The sequence below is a fragment of the Rathayibacter sp. PhB152 genome (assembly GCF_003751395.1).
In the GTDB taxonomy this organism is placed as follows: domain Bacteria; phylum Actinomycetota; class Actinomycetes; order Actinomycetales; family Microbacteriaceae; genus Rathayibacter; species Rathayibacter festucae.
Genome location: NZ_RJUT01000004.1, coordinates 294,412 through 311,765, shown reverse-complemented (window position 1 = coordinate 311,765; position 17,354 = coordinate 294,412). Strand labels below are relative to the sequence as shown.

The following is a 17,354-nucleotide window of genomic DNA, read 5'->3' as shown; positions in this document are numbered from 1 at the left end:
TCAGAGCTTGCCGGCGACGAGCTCGGCGACGTCGACGAGGCGGTTGGAGTAGCCCCACTCGTTGTCGTACCAGGAGGCGACCTTGACCTGGTTGCCGATGACCTTGGTCAGGCCGGCGTCGAAGATCGAGGAGTGCGGGTCGGTGACGATGTCGCTGGAGACGATCGGGTCCTCGGTGTACTTGAGGATGCCCTTGAGGTCGCCCTCGGCGGCGGCCTTGTAGGCCGCGTTGATCTCCTCGACCGTGGCCGACTTCGACAGCTCGACCGTGAGGTCGGTGATCGAGCCGGTCGGGACCGGGACGCGCAGCGCGTAGCCGTCGAGCTTGCCGACGAGCTCGGGGATGACGAGGCCGAGGGCCTTGGCGGCACCGGTCGACGTCGGGATGATGTTGACCGCGGCGGCGCGCGCGCGACGGAGGTCGCTGTGCGGGCCGTCCTGCAGGTTCTGGTCGGCGGTGTAGGCGTGGACCGTGGTCATCAGACCGCGCTCGATGCCGAAGTTGTCGAGCAGGACCTTGGCGAGCGGCGCGAGGCAGTTCGTGGTGCACGACGCGTTCGAGACGATGTCGTGGACCTGGGGGTCGTAGGTGCCCTCGTTGACGCCGAGGACGATGGTCGCGACGTCGTCGCCGGTGGCGGGAGCCGAGACGATGACCTTCTTGGCGCCGGCGGTGATGTGCTTGCGCGCATCCTCCGACTTGGTGAAGCGGCCGGTCGACTCGATGACGACGTCGACGCCCAGCTCGCCCCAGGGGAGGTTCGCGGGGTCGCGCTCCTCGAGCACGATGATCGGCTTGCCGTTGACGACGATCTTGTCGCCGTCCAGCTCCACGGTCGCGTCGAGGCGGCCGGTGATGGAGTCGTACTTCAGGAGGTGCGCGAGCGCCTTGTTGTCGGTGAGGTCGTTGACCGCGACGATCTCGAGGTCGCTGCCCTTGGCGAGGGCCGCACGGAGGAAGTTACGGCCGATACGGCCGAAGCCGTTGATGCCGATCTTGACGGACACAGATATCTCCTGGAATGGAAGGGCACCTCGACGGTGCAGTGGAGGGTGTGGATCGCTGCGAGAGCGGCGTCCCGGATCGGGACCCGGGACGCCGGAATCGCTACGACAGTAGCAGGAGGCCGGAAGTGTTCTGGCGGGCCTTCTCGAAGCGCGCGGAGACGTCCGCCCAGTTCACGATGTTCCAGAACGCCTTGACGTAGTCGGCCTTCACGTTGACGTAGTCGAGGTAGAAGGCGTGCTCCCACATGTCCAGCAGCAGGACCGGCACGGTCGCGGCGGCGTGGTTGCTCTGGTGGTCGTAGAGCTGCTCGATGAGCAGCTTCTGGCCGAGGGAGTCCCAGGCCAGGATCGACCAGCCGGAGCCCTGGATGCCGAGGGCCGAGGCGGTGAAGTGGGCCTTGAACTTGTCGAACGAGCCGAAGTTCTCGTCGATCGCCGCGGCGAGCTCGCCGGTCGGCTTGTCGCCTCCGTCGGGCGAGAGGTTGTTCCAGAACACGGTGTGGTTCACGTGACCGGCGAGGTTGAACGCCAGGTCCTTCTGGAGCTTGTTGACGTTCGCGAGGTTGTCGCTGTCGCGAGCCTCCTGCAGCGCGGCGAGGGCGGTGTTCGCCCCGGCCACGTACGTCGCGTGGTGCTTGTCGTGGTGGAGCTCCATGATCCGTCCACTGATGTGCGGCTCGAGAGCCGAGTAGTCGTAGGGCAGTTCGGCGAGCGTGTAGTCAGCCATGTGCGATCTCCTGTTCGTGGTCGTCGACCTCAGTGATCCGCCGGGTCTCACGGCCCCCCACCGCTGTGCGGGAGGGTGTGCCGGGGTGTCCTGAGCGACCTTTCCAGTCTAGTGAGAGCCGCCCTCCGCACTCGGAGCGTTTCCTCCGTTCAACCAGGAGACACTCAGCGTTCGTGCGTCCGACGGCCCGTCGGCTCGCGCGGGGCTCAGAGGTCCTGGAGCTCGGCGGGGAGGTTCGCGTCGGTGCCGGGGATGTCGAGATCGGTGGCGCGCTTGTCCGCCATCGCGAGCAGGCGGCGGATGCGGCCGGCGACCGCGTCCTTCGTCATCGGCGGGTCGGCGTGGTGGCCGAGCTCGTCCAGGCTCGCGTCGCGGTGCGCGAGGCGGAGCCGGCCGGCGTAGCGCAGGTGCTCGGGGATGTCCTCGCCGAGGATCTCCATCGCGCGCTCGACCCGCGAGCAGGCGGCGACGGCGGCCTGCGCCGAGCGGCGGAGGTTCGCGTCGTCGAAGTTGACCAGGCGGTTGGCGGTCGCCCGCACCTCGCGGCGCTGGCGCAGCTCCTCCCAGCTGGCGACCGTGGAGGTCGCGCCCATCAGGGTGAGCATCGCGCTGATGCTCTCGCCGTCGCGGACGACGACGCGGTGCACGCCCCGCACCTCGCGGGACTTGGCCTGGACGCCGAGGCGGCCGGCCGCGCCCACGATGGCCATCGCCGCCTCGTTGCCGGGGCAGATCACCTCGAGGGCGGCCGAGCGGCCGGGATCGGTGAGCGAGCCCTGCGCGAGGAAGGCCCCGCGCCAGACGGCGGCGAGCTCCTCGCGGGTGCCGGTGGTCAGCCGGTTCGGCAGTCCGCGGACGGGACGGCCGCGCTGATCGAGCAGACCGGTCTGGCGGGCGAGGGTGTCGCCGCCCTCGACGACCCGGACGAGCCAGCTGGTCGTGCGGCGCGAGCCGCCGGCCGACACGATGCTGCCCTCGCTGCGGACTCCGTAGAGCTCGGCGAGATCGCGGCGGACGCGGGTGGCCAGGGGTGCCGAGTCGAGCTCGACCTCGACCGCGAGGCGGTTCGAGATGATGTGCAGTCCTCCGGAGAAACGGAGGATGGTCGCCAGTTCAGCGGCACGGACGGTGTTCTTGCGCGAGACGATCGCGACCAGTTCGCCCTTGACATCTGCAGTGAGGGCCACGGAGTCTTCTTTCCTTACGTCGGGTGCGCGGCGGAGCGCGCAGGGATCATTCTCGGCCGAGGTCGCGGTGCGCCACGTTGACGGCGACACCCGGCAGCTCGGCCAGTCGGGCCGCGACGCGGCCGGCGACGGCGACCGAGCGGTGCTTGCCGCCGGTGCAGCCGATGGCGATGGTCGCGTGGCGCTTGTTCTCGCGCTGGTAGCCGTCGAGCACCGGCCGGAGGGCGCGCGAGTAGGAGTCGATGAACTCCTCCGCGCCCTGCTGGGCCAGCACGTAGTCTCTCACCTCTTCGTCGAGACCGGTGTGCGGGCGGAGCTCCGGGATCCAGTACGGATTGGGCAGGAAGCGCGCGTCCGCGACCATGTCGGCGTCGGTCGGCAGGCCGTACTTGAAGCCGAAGCTCATCACGGTGATCTGCAGCCCCGCGCGGCCGGCCTCGGCGAACCGCGCGGTGATCGTGGTCGCGAGCTGATGCGGATTGAGGTCGGAGGTGTCGATCACGATGTCGGCCGACTCGCGCAGCTGCGCCAGGCGGGTCCGCTCGGCGGAGATGCCGTCGAGGAGGGTGCCGCGCCCCTGCAGCGGGTGGGGGCGGCGGACCTGCTCGAAGCGGCGGACGAGAGCTGCGTCGGCGGCCTCGAGGAAGACGACGCGCAGATCGACGCCGACGCGCAGCTCGCGCACGATCTCGCCGAGGTCGGCGAAGAAGTCGCGCCCGCGGACGTCGACGACGGCCGCGACCTTGGGCACGGTGTCACCCGCGCGCTGGGCGAGGTCCACCAGCGGACGCAGCATCTGCGGCGGGAGGTTGTCGACCACGTACCAGCCGAGGTCCTCCAGCGCGTTGGCGGCGGTGGATCGTCCGGCTCCGGACATCCCGGTGACGATCAGCACGTTCTGCTGCTCGCTCTCGGTGCTCATGGGGTCTCCGTGCTCGTGTGGGGTGGTCGCGGACCCTCCTTCGGGGAGGGCGGGCCTCCAGCCTAGGGTGTGGCCCTGAGCGGAGCACCCGGCGGGGGGAGGATCTCGATGCGCCCGCTGCGCGGGCTGCTCGATCAGCAGGAAGCGGCCGTACGGTCGTGGAGCAGCCGCTTCATGCTGGTCGAGCAGGCCCGCAGGGCCGTATCGAGACCCACCCGCGCCACGCGGAGAGAGGTCAGGGGTGCAGGTGCCCGTGGATCGCGGCCGCGAGCGTCGGCCCGATGCCCTTCACCTCCGCGATCTCGGCGTCGCTGGCCTCCCTCAGGCGGGTCACCGAGCCGAAGTGCTTCAGCAGATCGCGCACCCGCGTCCCGCCGAGCCCCGGGATCTCGGCCAGCTGCGAGGAGATGTCGCGCTTGCGCCGCTGCCGCTGGTGCGTGATCGCGAAGCGGTGCGCCTCGTCCCGGATGCGCTGGAACAGGAAGAGCGCGTCGCTGTTGCGCGGCAGGATCACTGGGAAGTCGGAGTCGGGCAGCCAGATCTCCTCCAGCCGCTTGGCGATCCCGCAGAGCGTGATCCCGGTGACGCCGGACTCGTCCAGCGCGCGCTGGGCGGCCGCGACCTGCGGCTGCCCGCCGTCGACGATGAGGAGGTTCGGGGGGTAGGAGAACTTCCGCCGCTTCGCCTCTCCCGTCTCCGGATCGATCTCCGCGGGCTCCGCCGGCTCCTTGAGGTAGGCGAGGCGCCGGGTCAGCACCTGGTGCAGCGACTCGGTGTCGTCGGTCGACTCGGCGATGCTGAACCGGCGGTACTGGTCCTTGCGCACCAGGCCGTCCTCGAAGACGACCATCGACGCGACGATGTTCGTACCGCTGAGGTGCGAGACGTCGTAGCACTCCATCCGCAGCGGGGCCTCGGCCATGCCGAGCGCGTCGCGGATGTCCTCCAGGGCCTGCGTGCGCGCGGTGAAGTCCGCCGACCGCCGGGTCTTGTAGAGCATCAGCGAGTGCTTGGCGTTCTGCGTCGCGGTCTCGAGCAGGGCCGCCTTGTCGCCGCGCTGCGCCGCACGCAGCCGCACGTTGGCGCCGCGGAGGGAGCCCAGCCACTCCTCGAGCGCCTCGGAGTCGTCGGGCAGCTCCGGCACGACGACCTCGCGCGGCGGGATGTCGCCGCCCTCGTAGGCCGCCTGCAGCGCTGTGTCGACGAGCTCGGCGGTGCTCATGTCGAGCTCCTTGTCGACGACCCAGCCGCGCTCACCGCGGATCCGGCCGCCGCGCACGCGGAACTGCTGCACCGAGGCGGCCAGCTCGTCGTGGACGATCGCGTAGAGGTCGACGTCGACGTTGTCCTTCAGCACGACCGCGCTCTTGGCGAGCACGGCGTCGAGCGCCGCGGCCTGGTCGCGGAGCTTGCCGGCGCGCTCGTACTGCATCGCCTCGGCGGCCTCGCGCATCTCGCGCTCGAGCTCGCCGATCATCTTGCGGTCGTGGCTGCCCATGAACGCGACGAAGCGGTCGACGATCGCCCGGTGCTCCGCGAAGGTGACCCGGTGCGAGCACGGACCGCCGCAGCGGCCGATCTGCGAGGCGAAGCAGGGCTTCCCGCTCTGCATCGCCCGCTTGTAGTTGGAGTCGTTGCAGGTCCTGATCGGGAACGCCTTGATCATCAGGTCGATCGTCTCGTGGATCGCCCAGATCTTCGGGTACGGGCCGAAGTAGCGCGCCCCGCGGATCTTCGAGTTGCGGGTCACCATCACCCGCGGCGCCTCGTCGCCGAGAGTGACCGCCATGTACGGGTACGACTTGTCGTCGCGGAACTTGACGTTGAAGGGCGGATCGAACTCGTTGATCCAGGTGAACTCGAGCTGCAGCGCCTCGACGTCGGTGCCGACGACGGTCCACTCGACGCCGGACGCCGAGGTGACCATCCGCCGGGTGCGCTCGTGCAGGCTCGGCAGCGGAGCGAAGTAGTTGCTGAGCCGGGCCCGGAGGTTCTTGGCCTTGCCCACGTAGAGCACCCGGCCCCGGGCGTCCTTGAAGCGGTAGACGCCCGGCAGGGTCGGGATCTCGCCCGGCTTCGGCCGGAAGTCGACGGTCTGCGTCATGCCCGCGCCCCCGCTCCCCCGCCGGACCGGTGGCCGCGGCTCACGGGAGGATCTCGGCGAGGAAGGTGCCGGTGTGGCTCTCCTCGACCTTCGCGACGTGCTCGGGGGTGCCGATGGCGACGACCTGGCCGCCGCCCGCGCCGCCCTCGGGACCCATGTCGATCAGCCAGTCGGCCGACTTGATGACGTCGAGGTTGTGCTCGATGGTGATGACCGTGTTGCCCTTGTCGACGAGGCCGTTGAGCACCAGCAGGAGCTTGCGGACGTCCTCGAAGTGCAGACCGGTGGTCGGCTCGTCGAGCACGTAGACGCTGCGCCCGTTCGAGCGGCGCTGCAGCTCGGTGGCGAGCTTGACGCGCTGCGCCTCGCCGCCGGAGAGCGTGGTCGCGCTCTGCCCGAGCCGGACGTAGCCGAGGCCGACCTCGACCAGCGTCTTGAGGAACCGGTGGATCGAGGTGATCGGCTCGAAGAACTCGGCCGCCTCGGCGATCGGCATGTCGAGCACCTCGGCGATGCTCTTGCCCTTGTAGTGCACGGTCAGGGTGTCGCGGTTGTAGCGCGCTCCCCCGCAGACCTCGCACGCGACGTAGACGTCGGGCAGGAAGTTCATCTCGATCTTGATCGTGCCGTCGCCGGAGCAGGCCTCGCAGCGCCCGCCCTTGACGTTGAAGCTGAACCGGCCGGGCAGGTAGCCGCGGGCCTTCGCCTCGGTGGTCTCGGCGAAGAGGTTGCGGATGCGGTCGAACACGCCGGTGTAGGTCGCGGGGTTGGATCGCGGGGTGCGGCCGATCGGGTTCTGGTCGACGTGCACGACCTTGTCGAGGTTCTCGAGCCCGGTGACGCGGGTGTGCTTGCCCGGCACCTTGCGGGCGCCGTTGAGCTGGTTGGCGAGCACCCGGTAGAGGATGTCGTTCACCAGCGTCGACTTGCCGGAGCCGGAGACACCGGTGACCGCGACGAAGGTGCCGAGCGGGAACTCGACGTCGACCTTCTGCAGGTTGTTCGCGTTCGCGCCGACGACCTTGATCACGCGCTTGCGGTCGATCTTGCGGCGCTTCTTCGGCAGCTCGATCGAGCGGCGGCCGGCGATGTAGTCGCCGGTGAGCGAGTGCGTGTTCTCGAGCAGCGACTCGTAGGAGCCGGAGTGCACGACCCGGCCGCCGTTGACACCGGCGCCGGGGCCGATGTCGACGATCCAGTCCGCGGTGCGGATGGTGTCCTCGTCGTGCTCGACCACGATCAGGGTGTTGCCGAGGTCGCGGAGCTTGATCAGGGTGTCGATCAGGCGGCGGTTGTCGCGCTGGTGCAGGCCGATGCTCGGCTCGTCGAGGACGTAGAGCACGCCGGTGAGGCCGGAGCCGATCTGGGTCGCCAGGCGGATGCGCTGCGCCTCGCCGCCCGAGAGCGAGCCGGCCGCGCGGGAGAGGTTGAGGTAGTTGAGCCCGACCTCGATCAGGAAGTCGAGGCGGGCGCGGATCTCGCGGAGCACCTGCGCGGCGATGGTCGCCTCGCGCGGGGTCAGCTGGAGCTCGCTCATGAACGACTGGGCGTCGCCGAGGCTGAGGTCGGCGACGTCGGCGATGCTCGCACCGTGCACGAGCACGGCGAGCACCTCGGGCTTGAGGCGCGAGCCCTTGCAGACGGGGCAGGCGACCTCGCGGAGGAACTCCGCCCAGCGCGAGCGCTGCACGTCGGTCTCGGCCTGCACGTACTGCCGCTCGATGTAGGGCACGACGCCCTCGAAGCCGGAGGTGTAGCTCATCTCCCGGCCGTAGCGGTTCTTCCACTTGACCTTGACCTCGAAGTTGTCGCCGTGCAGCACGGCCTGCTGCACCTCCGAGCTGAGGCGCTTCCACGGGGTGGTCAGCTTGAAGCCGAGGTCGCGGGAGAGGCCGTCGAGCAGCTTCTCGTAGTACTGGAAGAGGCCCTTGCCCTGGGTGGTCCACGGGATGATGACGCCCTCGGCGATGCTGAGGTCGGGGTCGCCGAGCAGCAGCTCGTCGTCGACCGACATCCGCGTGCCGAGGCCGGAGCACTCGGGGCAGGCGCCAAAGGGGGCGTTGAAGGAGAAGGTGCGCGGCTCGATCTCGGTGAGCGAGATCGGGTGGTTGTTGGGGCAGGACAGCTTCTCGGAGTACGTCGTCCACGCGCCGTCGCCCTCGCCGTCGACGAAGTTGATCTGCACGATGCCGTCGGTGAGGCGCAGGGCCGTCTCGAGCGAGTCGGTCAGGCGGCCGAGGATGTCCGGGCCGGCGACGAGGCGGTCGACGACGACGGAGATGTCGTGCTTGTACTGCTTCTTGAGCACCGGCGGCTCGCTCAGCTGGATGAGCTTCCCGTCGACCATGGCGCGCGAGTAGCCGCCCGCGGTCAGCTCCTTGAAGAGGTCGACGAACTCGCCCTTCTTCTGCGAGACGACCGGGCTGAGGATCTGGTAGCGGGTGCCCTCCTCCAGTTCCATCAGCTGATCGGCGATCTGCTGCACGGTCTGCGCAGAGATCGGCTCGCTGCAGACGGGGCAGTGCGGGATCCCGATGCGCGCCCAGAGCAGGCGCATGTAGTCGAAGATCTCGGTGATCGTGCCCACGGTCGAGCGCGGGTTGCGGTTGGTCGACTTCTGGTCGATCGACACCGCGGGGCTGAGGCCCTCGATGAAGTCGACATCGGGCCGGTCGACCTGGCCGAGGAACTGCCGCGCGTAGGCGGAGAGCGACTCGACGTAGCGGCGCTGGCCCTCGGCGAAGATCGTGTCGAAGGCGAGCGAGGATTTGCCCGACCCGGACAGTCCGGTGAAGACGACCATCGAGTCGCGCGGGATCTCGAGGTCGACATCGCGCAGGTTGTGCACTCTGGCCCCGCTCACCACCAGCTTCGACACCGATTCGTCCAGCGAGGAGACGAAGCGGTGGAAGGAGGGTGAGGGGGTGGTGGAAGGGTCCGTAACGGCGTTCAGGATCGACACCTCGAAAGTGTATGCGGAGCCACCGACATCGCCCGGGGCGTTCGCTGGCCGCTGATCCCGGACCCCGCGACTTGCGCTCGTCGACCCCGCCCGCACCGGCGGGCCGGCCCGTGGGGGCCGACCCGGATCGGTCAGGACAGGTGCCCGGCCTTCTCCATCTGCCGCAGCTCGCGCTTGAGCTCGGAGACCTCGTCGCGCAGGCGCGCGGCGAGCTCGAACTTCAGCTCGCCCGCGGCCTGGAGCATCTGGCCGTTGAGGTCGGCGATGATCGCCTCGAGGTCGTTGCCGCCGTTCGCGGCGAGACCCTGGCGGCGCAGGTTGGGCGTCGGGCTCTTCTTCTTGGCGTCGCGGCCGGCCAGGAGCTTCGCGGTGTCGGCTCCCTCGCGGGCGAGCGCGTCGGTGATGTCGGCGATCTTCTTGCGCAGCGGGGTCGGGTCGATGCCGTGGTCGAGGTTGTAGGCGACCTGCTTCTCGCGGCGGCGATCGGTCTCGTCGATCGCGAGCCTCATCGAGTCGGTCATCTTGTCCGCGTACATGTGCACTTCGCCCGAGACGTTGCGGGCGGCGCGGCCGATGGTCTGGATGAGCGAGGTCGACGAGCGGAGGAAGCCCTCCTTGTCGGCGTCGAGGATCGCGACGAGCGACACCTCGGGCAGGTCGAGGCCCTCGCGGAGGAGGTTGATGCCGACGAGGACGTCGTAGACGCCGGCGCGCAGCTCGGAGAGCAGCTCGACCCGTCGCAGCGTGTCGACGTCGGAGTGCAGGTAGCGCACCCGGACTCCGGCCTCGGTGAGGAAGTCGGTGAGCTCCTCCGCCATCCGCTTGGTGAGGGTGGTGACGAGGACTCGCTCGTCGCGCTCGGTGCGGAGCTTGATCTCCTCGAGCAGGTCGTCGATCTGGCCCTTGGTCGGCTTGACGACGATCTCGGGGTCGATCAGGCCGGTCGGGCGGATGATCTGCTCGACGATGCCGTCGGCGATGCCCATCTCGTAGCGGCCGGGGGTGGCCGAGAGGTAGACGGTCTGGCCGACGCGGCCCTTGAACTCCTCCCACTTCAGCGGACGGTTGTCCATCGCCGAGGGCAGCCGGAAGCCGTGCTCGACCAGGGTGCGCTTGCGCGAGGCGTCGCCCTCGTACATCGCACCGATCTGCGGCACGGTGACGTGCGACTCGTCGATGACGACGAGGAAGTCGTCGGGGAAGTAGTCGAGCAGGCAGTGCGGCGCCTCGCCGGACTCGCGGCCGTCGATGTGACGCGAGTAGTTCTCGATGCCGGAGCAGAAGCCGATCTGCTGCATCATCTCGAGGTCGAACGTGGTGCGCATCCGGAGCCGCTGCGCCTCGAGGAGCTTGTTCTGCTTCTCGAGGTCGGCCAGGCGCACCTCGAGCTCCTGCTGGATGGTGTCGATGGCGCGGTGCATGACGTCCTGGCTGGCGACGTAGTGCGAGCCGGGGAAGACGGAGACGGACTCGAGCTTCTTCACGACGTTCCCGGTGAGCGGGTGCAGCGTGTAGAGCGCCTCGATCTCGTCGCCGAACATCTCGATGCGGATCGCGAGCTCCTCGTACATCGGGATGATCTCGATCGTGTCGCCGCGGACCCGGAAGGTGCCGCGGGCGAAGTCGACGTCGTTGCGGGCGTACTGCATCGAGACGAACTTGCGGATCAGGCGGTCGCGGTCGACCCGCTGGCCGACCTGGAGCGCGACCATCGCCTCGAGGTACTGCTCCGGCTGGCCCAGGCCGTAGATGCAGGAGACGGTCGAGACGACGATGACGTCGCGCCGGCTGAGCAGGGAGTTGGTCGTCGAGTGCCTCAGGCGCTCGACCTCGGCGTTGACCGAGCTGTCCTTCTCGATGAAGGTGTCCGTCTGCGGGACGTAGGCCTCGGGCTGGTAGTAGTCGTAGTAGGAGACGAAGTACTCGACCGCGTTGTTCGGGAAGAGCTCGCGGAACTCGTTCGCGAGCTGCGCGGCGAGCGTCTTGTTGTGCGCGAGGACGAGGGTCGGCCGCTGGACGGCCTCGACGAGCCAGGCGGTGGTCGCGGACTTGCCGGTACCGGTGGCGCCGAGCAGGACGACGTCGGTCTCGCCGGCGTTGATCCGGGCGCTCAGATCGGCGATGGCTCCGGGCTGGTCCCCGCTCGGCTGGTATTCGCTGATGACCTCGAAGGGGTGCACGGCACGGGTTGGCTCCATGCTCGAAGCGTAACCGCGACCACCGACATCGGGGCGGCCCTGCGCCGACGGCGAACGGGGCTCGCGCCGGCCCCGTCGGCAGACCGCCCGGCTTCGAGCGCCGGGTCTCGATACGCCCCTGCGGGGCTACTCGACCACCATGGGCGTCCAGCACGTGGCGAACGCATGCCCTGCCACTTGCATGCTGATCGAGTAGCGCCCGCAGCGCGCGTATCGAGATCCACCAGGCCCGGAAGCCGGGTCTGCAGACCGACCAGCAGGAGGGCGCCCGATCAGAGGCGGGAGACGCGCAGGTCGCGCAGGTGGAGGCGGTCGCCCGCGGCCATGCCGTCGGTGCGCACGCGGAGCACCGCGCAGACCGCCCACTCCGGCGCGGGGAGGGAGTAGGCGTCGTCGAGCCGGACGCCGGCGAAGGAGTCGCGGGCCGAGACGTCGGTCGCCGAGTACCAGTCCCGACCCAGGCCGTCGGCCCGTCGCGCCGTCGAGAAGCCGAGATCGATCGAGACGGATCCGGAGCCCTCGTAGAGCGCGTCCAGCGACGCGAGCACCCGCGCTCCGGTGGCGATCGGCACGAAGAGGTGGACCGCGCCGGAGCCGGACCCGTCCTCGAGTGCGAGCGCGCGGAGCCCCGCGACCGGGGAGTCCCCCGGCGCGACGGACGCCCCGCCCTCGGCCGTCCAGTCGTCGGCGAGCACGGAGCGCGAGCCGTGCGGATCGAGCACACCGCGGATCCGCTCGGCCGCGTGGAACCGCAGCGCGGTCGAGGGCAGCGCCGAGGTGTCCGAGATCGTCAGGACGCCGTCGCCGCGCGCCAGGAAGGGCAGCCGCGAGTTGCCGCCCTGGAACTGCCCGCCCCGGACGACGGCCCGCTGGCCCCCTGCCCCGGAGAACTGGATCAGTCCGCGCTCGGCGTCGCCGTCGACCTCCTTCCGCGCCCGGACGAGGAAGCGGCAGTCGGTGAGCGAGAGCAGGGCGCCCCAGCCGTCCAGCTCGAACCAGCCGTGGTTGTCGGGGATCTGCATCTCGAAGTGGCAGTGCGAGAAGTGGGCCTGGCCGCGCGAGATCGTGACCGCGCGGCCCTGGTTCGTCGAGAAGGTGTCGAACGAGCACTGGTCGACGAAGAACTCCTGGTCGCCGTGGATCTGGAGCGCGCTCTCGGTGTTGCTGGTCAGGTCGCAGCCCTGGAAGGCGATGCGCTCGCCCGAGTCGACGGCGTCCTCCACCGCCACGACTCCCACGCGGTTCCCCTGGAACGAGCACGAGCGGAACTCGAGCAGATAGGCGTGCGACCCGAGCTCGACCGCGGTGTCGAAGCTCCGCGCGACGACGTTCGCGAACGAGAGGTAGGCGGGCTTCGGCCCGGGCTCGCGCAGGTGGGACGGTGCGCTCACGGCGATGCCGGTGTTCGAGCCGTCGCCGATCAGGTGCAGATCGCTCAGCACGGTCTGGTGCTGGCGGGTGTAGCCGGCGGCGGAGGACTGCAGCACGGGGCCGACGGTCTGCAGCGCGGGGCCCGTGCCGACGTAGCGGATCTCGCAGCGACCCTCGATGCTCACCCTGGCGTCCCAGGAGAGCGTCTCGTCGACGACGAAGCTCCCACCGGTCGCGGTGACGACGGCGTGGTGCTCGGCCGGGTCGACCCCGTCCTCCGGCACGGCGGCAGCCGCCAGCGCCGCCTGCCAGGCGGCGGTGTCGCGCGCGGCTCCCGCGGGGAGCGACTCGTCGAGGTGGTCGTGCACGTCGACGATGCGGGACGTGCCGGCGGGACGGCTGATCACCTGGACCGGCGCCGGTCCGGTCCGGCCGGTGAGCGCACCCGCGGCGGCTCCCGCGCCCGCACCGAGCAGGACGCCCGCCCCGGAGGCGAGCAGGAGGCGCCGGGAGTCGGAGGCGGGCGGGCGGGCTCCGGAAGCGCTCATGCGTCGTACCCCTCGACTCGGCGATCGTGCTGGGGCCGTCCCCCGTGCTGCGGCCCTCCCACTGTAGGAGCAGGGCCTGACGGTCTCCCGCCGCCGGGTGCGCTCAGACTGAGGGGCGGCGCAGACGCTCCCAGAGCGCGTCGACCTGGCTCAGGGTCTCCTCCAGAGTTCCGGAGGCGTCGATCACGGCGTCCGCGAGGGCCAGGCGGTCCTCGTCGCTCGCCTGCGCGCCGACACGAGCGCGGGCGCCGGCCTCGGTCATGCCGCGCAGGTGGAGGAGGCGCTCGACGCGCGTCTCCTGCGGGGCGTGGACGACGATCACCTCGTCGAACTCCCCCGCCCCGCGCGACTCGGCCAGAAGCGGGACGTCGTAGACGACGATCGCGGCGGGGTCGGCGGCGGCCGCCGCGGCGAACAGCTCCTGCGAGCGGAGCGACACCGCCGGGTGGGTGATCGCGTTGAGATCCTCGCGGGCGGCGGAGTCGGAGAAGACGATCGCGCCGAGCGCCGCCCGGTCGAGCGAGCCGTCGGCGCGCAGGGTCTCCGGGCCGAACCGCTCGACGATCGCGGCCAGCGCGGGCTCCCCCGGCTCGACCACCTCGCGGGCGAGCCGGTCGGCGTCGACGACGACGGCTCCGAGCTCCGCGAGACGGCGGGCGACGGTGGACTTGCCCGAGGCGATGCCTCCGGTGAGGGCTGCGAGATGCACCCGGCAAGCCTAACGAGCGGCGCAGCGCAGCGGGCGGGGCTGGATCTCGATACGCCCGCTGCGCGGGCTACTCGATCAGCATGAACACGGTCCGCTGCACGGCCTGCTTGGCTGCTGCAACGCCGAACGGCCGGCCCCCCGAGGGGACCGGCCGTTCGTCGTGGTGGTGATACCGCGGATCAGTTGTTCGAGGACAGCTTCTCGCGCAGTGCGGCGAGCGACTCGTCGTCGGCGAGGGTTCCGCCGCCGGCAGCCGACTCGGTGTTGGTGAAGCCGCCGCCGACCGAGACGCCCTCGGAGACCGTGGCGGCCTCCTCCTGCGACTTGGCGACCTGGGCCTTGTGGGCCTCCCAGCGAGCCTGAGCAGCGGCGTACTCCTGCTCCCAGGCCTCGCGCTGGGATTCGAAGCCCTCGCGCCACTCGTTGGTCTCCGGGTCGAAGCCGTCGGGGTACTTGTAGTTCCCCTGGTCGTCGTACTCGGTGGCCATGCCGTAGAGCGCCGGGTCGAACTCGGTGCCCTCGGGGTCGACGTTCTCGTTCGCCTGCTTGAGCGAGAGCGAGATGCGACGGCGGTCGAGGTCGATGTCGATGACCTTGACGAAGACCTCTTCACCGACCGACACGACCTGCTCGGCGAGCTCGACGTGCTTGCCCGAGAGCTCGGAGATGTGGACGAGACCCTCGATGCCGTCCGCGACGCGGACGAAGGCACCGAACGGGACCAGCTTCGTGACCTTGCCCGGGGCGACCTGACCGATCGCGTGGGTGCGGGCGAAGACCTGCCACGGGTCCTCCTGCGTCGCCTTGAGCGAGAGCGACACGCGCTCGCGGTCGAGGTCGACCTCGAGGATCTCGACGGTGACCTCCTGGCCCACCTCGACGACCTCGGAGGCGTGCTCGATGTGCTTCCAGGAGAGCTCGGAGACGTGGACGAGACCGTCGACGCCGCCGAGGTCGACGAACGCACCGAAGTTGACGATCGAGGACACGACTCCCTTGCGGACCTGACCCTTGTGCAGGTTGTTCAGGAACGTGGTGCGGCTCTCGGACTGGGTCTGCTCGAGGAGCGCGCGACGCGACAGGACCACGTTGTTGCGGTTCTTGTCGAGCTCGAGGATCTTCGCCTCGATCTCCTGGCCGAGGTACGGCGTGAGGTCGCGGACGCGGCGCAGCTCGATGAGCGAGGCCGGGAGGAAGCCGCGGAGGCCGATGTCGACGATGAGCCCGCCCTTGACGACCTCGATGACCGAACCGGTGACGACACCGTCGGACTCCTTGATCTTCTCGACGTCGCCCCACGCACGCTCGTACTGCGCGCGCTTCTTGGAGAGGATCAGGCGACCCTCCTTGTCCTCCTTCTGCAGGACGAGGGCTTCGACGCTGTCGCCCACGTTGACGACCTCGGAGGGGTCGACGTCGTGCTTGATGGAGAGCTCACGCGAGGGGATGACGCCCTCGGTCTTGTAACCGACGTCGAGGAGGACCTCGTCGCGGTCGATCTTCACGACGGTGCCTTCGATGAGGTCTCCGTCGTTGAAGAACTTCAGAGTCTTTTCGACCGCGGCAAGAAAGTCTTCAGCAGACCCGATGTCGTTGATCGCGACCTGCTTGGTTGCCTTTTCGGTCGTTGCGGTTGTCATTAAGGGATGCTCCAGGATGGATGGGTATCGGGCGGCGGGCACCGACACGCCCGAGGGCGTGACGCGGTGGTGACCACTGCGGAGGTGATGGGGGTGCCGCGACCCGGGAGAGCTCGACACCCGGGACCGTGATCCTGGACCTCGAGCGCACCGTGGGCACGGCGGCGCCACGAAAGTGACGTTCCAGACTATCGAACCCACCGGGGTGAGAGCAATCTCGAGGGGCCCCGTTCCGCGTGTCCTGGCGGGTTCCGTCGGTCCCTGCCTGCCCGGCGGCGGTCAGGCCACGGCGCCGAGGCTCGCGCGCAGGGTGTCGAGCCCGACACCGCCCAGATCGAGGGCGCGACGGTGGAACGACGCGAGCGAGAAGTCCGCCCCGTCGCGCGCGCTCGCCTCGTCCCGCAGCTCCTCCCAGATGCGCTGGCCGATCTTGTAGGAGGGCGCCTGGCCGGGCCAGCCGAGGTAGCGGTTGACCTCGAAGCGGACGAAGGCGTCGTCCATGTTGACGTTCGCGCGCAGGAAGGCGAGGGCGGACTCGGCCGTCCAGACGTCCGAGGAGCCGGGCATCCGCTTCTGCAGGTGCACGCCGATGTCGATGACGACGCGGGCGGCGCGCATCCGCTGCCCGTCGAGCATCCCGAGGCGGTCGGCCGGGTCGTCCAGGTAGCCGAACCGCTCCATCAGCCGCTCGGCGTAGAGGGCCCAGCCCTCGGCGTGCCCCGAGCTGCCGGCGAGCTGGCGGCGCCAGGTGTTGAGGCTCGCGCGGTTGTACACGGCCTGGCCCACCTGCAGGTGGTGGCCGGGGACGCCCTCGTGGTAGACGGTCGTCAGCTCGCGCCAGGTGGCGAACTCGGTGACGCCCGGCGGGACGGACCACCACATCCGGCCGGGGCGGGAGAAGTCGTCGCTCGGGCCGGTGTAGTAGATGCCGCCCTCCTGGGTCGGCGCGATGCGGCACTCGAGGCGGCGGAGCTCGTCCGGGATGTCGAAGGCGGTGCCCGCGAGCTCGCTCACGGCCCGGTCGCTGGTCTCCTGCATCCAGCGCTGCAGCGCGTCGACGCCGTGCAGGGTGCGGGCGGGGTCGGTGTCGAGGTGCGCGATCGCCTCGGCGACGCTCGCGCCGGGCAGGATCTCGCGGGCGATCGCCTCCTGCTCGGCGGTCATCCGCGCGAGCTCCTCGATCCCCCACTCGTAGGTCTCGTCGAGGTCGACCACCGCGCCGAGGAAGCGGCGCGACTGCAGCGCGTAGTGCTCGCGGCCCACCGCGTCCTGCTCCGTCGCGGCCGGGGCGAGCTCGGTGCGGAGGAACCGGGCGAGGCCGCCGTAGGCCGCGGAGGCCCGACGCGCGCCCTCCTCGAGCCGCAGCGAGAGCGACGCGGGCAGCGATCCGGTGGCCGGAGCGGCGTCTGCGGCCAGCGCGGCGAAGAACCCCCGCGGGCCGGCGATCGTCTCGGCCTGCTCAGCGACGAGGCCGACCTGGCGGCGCGCCGGCGTCACTCCGGCGCCGATGCCCGCGCGAAGGGTCTCCGCGTAGCCGGCGAGGGCGGCCGGGACGGCGAGGAGCCGCTCCGCCACGTCCTCCCAGTCGCTCACGGAGTCGGTCGGCATCAGGTCGAAGACGTCGCGCAGCTCCTGCGCGGGCGAGGCGATCACGTTCAGATCGCGCAGCGGCAGCTGCGCCGCGTGCGCCTCGAGCGACAGCCGCAGGTCGGCGCCGAGATCGGCGACCGTGACGGCGTCGACGGCGTCGACCGGCACGGCGGACTCGAGCTCGGCCAGCGCGGCGGCCGTCGCCGCCCGCGCCCGCTCCACGCCCTCCGGCGACAGGTCGCCGAGGCGGCGGTTCGCCTCGGCGCGGCCGATCGAGGTGCCGAGGGTGGGCTCGAGCTCGACGAGGGTGTCGACCCACCGCTCGGCGACGAGGTCGACGGCGGTGGGCTCGCGGGAGATGTCGGAGGTCATGCCTTCGAGCCTAGCC

At 70.2% G+C, this 17,354-nt stretch carries 11 protein-coding genes; all 11 read right to left on the bottom strand.

Annotated elements, in window-relative coordinates; genetic code table 11:
- Positions 1-1,008, bottom strand: a complete 1,008-nt coding sequence (gap, locus tag EDF36_RS11380; protein ID WP_123446267.1) for a type I glyceraldehyde-3-phosphate dehydrogenase — start codon at positions 1,006-1,008, stop codon at positions 1-3.
- Between the two features lie 100 nt (positions 1,009-1,108).
- On the bottom strand, positions 1,109-1,735 hold the full coding sequence (locus EDF36_RS11375) for a superoxide dismutase (protein ID WP_123733084.1): 627 nt from the start codon (positions 1,733-1,735) through the stop codon (positions 1,109-1,111).
- A 206-nt stretch (positions 1,736-1,941) separates the two neighbouring features.
- Positions 1,942-2,922, bottom strand: a complete 981-nt coding sequence (whiA, locus tag EDF36_RS11370) for a DNA-binding protein WhiA (RefSeq protein ID WP_123446265.1) — start codon at positions 2,920-2,922, stop codon at positions 1,942-1,944.
- Between the two features lie 46 nt (positions 2,923-2,968).
- Entirely contained in the window at positions 2,969-3,844 is an 876-nt protein-coding gene (rapZ, locus tag EDF36_RS11365; protein WP_123704315.1) for an RNase adapter RapZ, read from the bottom strand.
- Positions 3,845-4,079: 235 nt separating this feature from the next.
- Complete coding sequence (uvrC, locus tag EDF36_RS11360) at positions 4,080-5,948, bottom strand: excinuclease ABC subunit UvrC (protein ID WP_123733083.1); 1,869 nt, start codon at positions 5,946-5,948, stop codon at positions 4,080-4,082.
- Between the two features lie 40 nt (positions 5,949-5,988).
- Positions 5,989-8,838 carry an excinuclease ABC subunit UvrA gene (gene uvrA / locus EDF36_RS11355; protein WP_123733335.1) on the bottom strand — a complete coding sequence of 950 codons (2,850 nt, stop codon included), beginning with the start codon at positions 8,836-8,838 and terminating at the stop codon, positions 5,989-5,991.
- Positions 8,839-9,041: 203 nt separating this feature from the next.
- Positions 9,042-11,108: an excinuclease ABC subunit UvrB gene (gene uvrB, locus EDF36_RS11350; RefSeq protein ID WP_123704319.1), complete on the bottom strand. Its 2,067-nt coding sequence runs from the start codon at positions 11,106-11,108 to the stop codon at positions 9,042-9,044.
- A 272-nt stretch (positions 11,109-11,380) separates the two neighbouring features.
- Positions 11,381-13,027, bottom strand: coding sequence for a hypothetical protein (locus EDF36_RS11345; RefSeq protein WP_123733082.1), 1,647 nt, complete (start codon positions 13,025-13,027; stop codon positions 11,381-11,383).
- A 103-nt stretch (positions 13,028-13,130) separates the two neighbouring features.
- A complete protein-coding gene (gene coaE, locus EDF36_RS11340; protein ID WP_123733081.1) occupies positions 13,131-13,736 on the bottom strand; it encodes a dephospho-CoA kinase in 606 nt (201 codons plus the stop codon).
- 179 nt (positions 13,737-13,915) lie between these two features.
- Complete coding sequence (gene rpsA / locus EDF36_RS11335; protein ID WP_123446259.1) at positions 13,916-15,376, bottom strand: 30S ribosomal protein S1; 1,461 nt, start codon at positions 15,374-15,376, stop codon at positions 13,916-13,918.
- A gap of 279 nt (positions 15,377-15,655) precedes the next feature.
- Complete coding sequence (locus EDF36_RS11330) at positions 15,656-17,338, bottom strand: DUF885 domain-containing protein (protein WP_123733080.1); 1,683 nt, start codon at positions 17,336-17,338, stop codon at positions 15,656-15,658.
- Positions 17,339-17,354 lie beyond the last annotated feature (16 nt).